The sequence below is a fragment of the Pedobacter cryoconitis genome, from assembly GCF_003259615.1.
In the GTDB taxonomy this organism is placed as follows: Bacteria; Bacteroidota; Bacteroidia; order Sphingobacteriales; family Sphingobacteriaceae; genus Pedobacter; species Pedobacter cryoconitis.
The window spans coordinates 1-1,435 of sequence record NZ_QLLR01000074.1 but is presented as its reverse complement, the minus strand read 5'-3'; the positions used below and the strand labels follow the sequence as shown (position 1 = coordinate 1,435).

Genomic DNA, 1,435 nt, shown 5'->3' with positions numbered 1-1,435 from the left:
TTCGGGTATGCTTTTCTCTCTCGTGACATAATATTCTGTTAAGATATGTAAATCCTCTTAACTCTGTGTCTACTCAAATATAGCAACTCCAACCTCATGTTGGGAGGTTATAAAGTCAATAGCCTTAAATACCTTAGGGTAGCGGGCGGTTATAGTTTCCCAATCTCCATCTTTTCTAGTTCGGAAAGCAATGTTGTTTGTTAAGAAAGTACGTCCGGAGCTGAATAAATAGAGGTCATCTAAATCTTCAAAAAGTTGTGTTTCACTTTGTCCGTTTCCTTCGGTTACGATTCCGCGCTCATATAAATAAAAAGTCTTTCCTTTACTCTGTTTTATAGCCAGTAATAATATGGCTATACCAAGACCCATGATAAATGCGATTACCCAATAAAGTATGCTAATATCCCCTGAGAAATTCATCTTTCCTTCCTTGACTGCGAGGATTGCTCCAAAATAAATGAAAGAAGAAATCGCTGAGAATAAAATAAGTATAAAAAATGCGAAGTAAGTGAAGCCCTTTCCAGGATTATGTTTACTATTTAAAGCACCCAGTTCTTGAGTTTGATTCATGTTAAATGATAAGTTGTTTGTCTTTAGTTAATTACAGTTTAATTGCTGTTTTTAAAATTTCAATAAACTATCATTCGTCAAAATTGATACCATAATAGGCAATTGGATTGCGTTTAAACGAGTTTCTTATACCATAGCATGCTACCCCCTTAAGGACAACTGTCCCCAAATTTCTCAAAGTATAAAGTATTGCCAGGCATTAATTATCTTGAATAATAATATTTAGGATATGAAACAAGTACTATTAATTACCGCAGCCTTTGGCGAAAACATTAAAGAACTGATCATTAAAAGTCCCCTCTCAAATGATGATTACTCCTTCTATATAGCAGGCTATAATGATAGTAATACCCATTCCAGAGTAAATAGTATGCACCCCAGATTAAAAGGGAAAATTCCAAAGATGATGGCGTGGCTGCAAGCCCCAGGATTTGATTATTATATATGGGTGGATTCCAGTTTTACTATAGCAAATGGTTTCGTTGAAAATATCATGGAATTTATAAATGAAGACTATGACCTGTTCCTATTTAATCATACTAAAAGAAACTCTATCAAGGGCGAACTTGATTACATCAAATTGAAGATGAGTCAGGGAGTTAAATATATGGTTGATCGCTATGCCGGTGAATTAATAGAAGAGCAGGTTGAACTTTATTTATCAGATGAAACCTTTATTGACAACACCCTGTTTGCCGGCGGATGTTTCATGTATTCCAGCCGATTAGTTCAAAACAAGAACTATAATCTGATGACCGACTGGCTTCTGCGAGACTGTAAAGTGAACTGTGTCAACTCTTGACAACAAAGAGTAAGAATAAGTAATTTAGCACCAACTTATGGACACAGGAAAAAGTAAAAAACC

General features: G+C 35.2%; 2 protein-coding genes. One reads left to right on the top strand and one right to left on the bottom strand.

From position 1 onward, the window contains the following. Positions 1-69: 69 nt before the first annotated feature. Positions 70-570 (bottom strand): hypothetical protein, encoded by a 501-nt coding sequence (locus LY11_RS26410; protein WP_111636566.1) that lies wholly within the window; start codon positions 568-570, stop codon positions 70-72. Between the two features lie 229 nt (positions 571-799). Between LY11_RS26410 and LY11_RS26405 the strand changes: the two genes are divergently transcribed. Beyond that, complete coding sequence (locus LY11_RS26405) at positions 800-1,372, top strand: glycosyltransferase domain-containing protein (protein WP_111636565.1); 573 nt, start codon at positions 800-802, stop codon at positions 1,370-1,372. The last annotated feature ends 63 nt before the right edge of the window (positions 1,373-1,435 follow it).

Bases quoted from the DNA above. Each gene is read 5' to 3' on its own strand.
- LY11_RS26410 (WP_111636566.1), bottom strand. From the start codon at position 570: ATGAATCAAACTCAAGAACTGGGTGCTTTAAATAGTAAACATAATCCT.
- LY11_RS26405 (WP_111636565.1), top strand. From the start codon at position 800: ATGAAACAAGTACTATTAATTACCGCAGCCTTTGGCGAAAACATTAAA.